General features: G+C 55.5%; 2 protein-coding genes. One reads left to right on the top strand and one right to left on the bottom strand.

Translation table 11 applies throughout. The features are described 5' to 3' along the window. Nucleotides 1-1,115 (bottom strand): calcium-binding protein (locus tag Q4577_RS23575; RefSeq protein ID WP_303473351.1); only part of this gene is annotated, 1,115 nt, incomplete at its 3' end. 109 nt (nt 1,116-1,224) lie between these two features. Here Q4577_RS23575 and Q4577_RS23570 point away from each other — a divergent pair. After that, nucleotides 1,225-2,604, top strand: coding sequence for a calcium-binding protein (locus Q4577_RS23570; RefSeq protein ID WP_303473353.1), 1,380 nt, complete (start codon nt 1,225-1,227; stop codon nt 2,602-2,604). Nucleotides 2,605-2,753 lie beyond the last annotated feature (149 nt).

The following is a 2,753-nucleotide window of genomic DNA, read 5'->3' as shown; positions in this document are numbered from 1 at the left end:
ACTACACCGCCGAAATGGTGACGTGATCGACCGAACATCAGAACTTTAAAATCCAAGAACAACAACTTGGCAATCCCACTGCCGGTGGTTCCCCAGTTGCCTAGGAGTTTTGAGCCGTTCGCGTGGTCCCACTGCCCCTCCCAGTCTGTGACAAACTGTGACTTGTCGATGCTCTGTTCACCAAAAAAGGTATTGTTTCTGGCACCGCCAAAAATGATGTCGTGGCCACTGCCGCCAAACAGATAAATTGCTGCTTGGCGGTCAGGAAGATCGACGGCCACATACTCACTGTGGGAGTGCGCAATCGTGGCATCAATGATGTCGTTTCCTTCACCGCCGTCAAGGAAGCCAACCAGGCCCGCGCCGCGCAGAATATCGTTGCCCACCCCCCCTTCAGCGCCACTGTATCCAAATGCATTGTCTGCTGTGGTTGCAATCGCGGCGTTGGATGCATCGACGATTGCGTAATCGTCTTGCAGATCCGAATTGCTGACTTCCACCAAATTCGCAAAGGCGATGTAGTCCCAACCGGTTCCTCCACTGGCATATCGGTCAAAATCGGCATTTGTCTCGATATAGTCATTGCCTGCTCCACCAGTTACGGCATCGCTTCCGTCGTCGCCAAAAACAAAGTCCGCCTCATTCCCGCCGTGGACGAGGTCGTTGCCCTCATTGCCGGAGATATGCTCGAAGCCAGCACCTCCAAAGAGCACATCGTTCCCATCATTTCCAAGAATGGTGTCACTGCCCCCGTCACCCGATATTGTATCGTTGTGCAAGCCGCCTTGGATCGAGTCGTCCCCGTTTCCTCCGGTGATTAAATCATTGCCACCGTTTCCAAATACCGTATCGTTATCATTACCGGCGTGGACTGTGTCGTTCCCAGTACCTGCAACAAGGCTGTCCTCACCCCCACCGCCAGTGAGTGAGTCATTCCCGCCTTCACCAAACAGCGTGTCATCGCCAGTGCCGCCATGAACGATATCGCTGCCTCCACCGGCCAAGACTGAATCATCTCCGCCGCCGACTGAAATAGTATCGTTTCCATTGGTGGAAGCTGGCGATGTCGCTGTTGTGACTGTGTCGTTAGTACCGCCCAGGCTAATATTTGCCATCAATTAAATTCCCTAATGCAATCCTTGGGGGAAAGCAGTACACAGAAATCAATTGATATCAAGAAGCGACCCAATGGCTCTTTTAAACCCTTTCCCCCCGCAAAATACAGTGACGGAAACCACAGACGCAGCTGCGGACAGCAGCACATCCTATGAACTATCAAAGCTCGCCGACGGAGCATCAAACGGCACACAAACAATCCTTGGTTCGGTCGATGTGGTTGGTGATGAAGATTGGGTGAATTTCGGTATCGTTGGAGGGCGTGTTTGGATTGTTGAGGTTGAAGGGACTGGCGCGGATCCGCTGGGAGACCCGTTGATCGAAATTGTTGATGCCTCAGGAACGCCGCTGCCGACCTCCAGCTATTTTGCCACCCAGATCAGCGCAACCAAAAAGATATACCAATTCACATCTGCTCAGAATGGCAACGAGGCGTTCATTCGCGTGACCAGCACATCAGGCGCGGAAACGGGTGACTACTTGGTGACTTATTACCAAGGTGCGCGATATGACGAGGGTACTGATGGAAGCGACCGTCCAACCCTCAACCAAAACGCATCTCTCTACTATGGGTTTGGCGGCGATGATTTTATTCGGGGCCAGGGCCCAGGGGATGACACTATTTTTGCTGGCGACGGTCGGGATACCGTCCGGGGCGCAGAGGGCGATGATCGCATTTTTGGTGAGGCCGGAAATGATCGGATCAATGCCAGCCAGGGCGATGACCGGGCCATGGGCGGCACCGGCAACGACACCGTCATAGGTCAACTGGGCGATGACACGCTGTTTGGCGGCGCAGGGAATGACCATCTGCTGTCCGGAGCTGGTGATGACGTCATGCTCGGCGGTGCTGGTCATGACCGGCTTGAAGCCTGGGAGGGCAGCGATCTGCTCAAAGGGGGCGACGGCGCGGATACACTGTTTGGCAGCTATGGTAATGACACCCTGATTGGCGGCGCGGGTGCAGATGACATGCGCGGGGGCGACGGATTCGACCTCGCCGACTATTCATCCTCTGGTCAGGGGATGGTGCTGAACCTTTCTGACCAGGTGGCAAACAGCGGCGCAGCGGCGGGGGATGTTCTGACCTCGCTTGAGGTCATTCGCGGCACGGTCTTTGACGACGCGATCACCGGCAACCAATTTCGTAATGTGCTAAAGGGCAACAACGGCGACGACACGCTTGAGGGCGCAGGCGGCAACGACCGGCTGATTGGCGGCGCGGGTGCGGACGACCTGACCGGCGGCACTGGCAACGACAGCATGACCGGTGGCGCAGGTCCCGACACCTTTGTCTTTATCGCCGGGGATGGCGCGGACCAGATCACCGATTTCCTCGCCGCCGAGGATGTCTTGCGCTTCGCCGCAGGCACCACCGTCACCGTGACGGACGACGGTACAGACACCACGGTCAGCTATGGCAGCGACAGCGTGGTGCTCGAAGGGGTTGTGCTGGCGCAGGGCGACATCACGTTTGAGTTTGTTTGATGAAAGATCAAGACGAGACACCCGCTTGTCTTGATCATTGTTTTACATAACAAATCTTATCCGGCTTCAATGTGTACCCGCAAAGTTAAAGTGTCCCACATCTGCAAAGTAGAAGTGTCACACTCTGCCCCGATGAGAACAGGCAGAGA

It is taken from the genome of Marinovum sp. 2_MG-2023 (assembly GCF_030548265.1).
Lineage (GTDB): Bacteria > Pseudomonadota > Alphaproteobacteria > Rhodobacterales > Rhodobacteraceae > Marinovum.
This window is presented reverse-complemented; position numbering and strand designations above follow the sequence as displayed.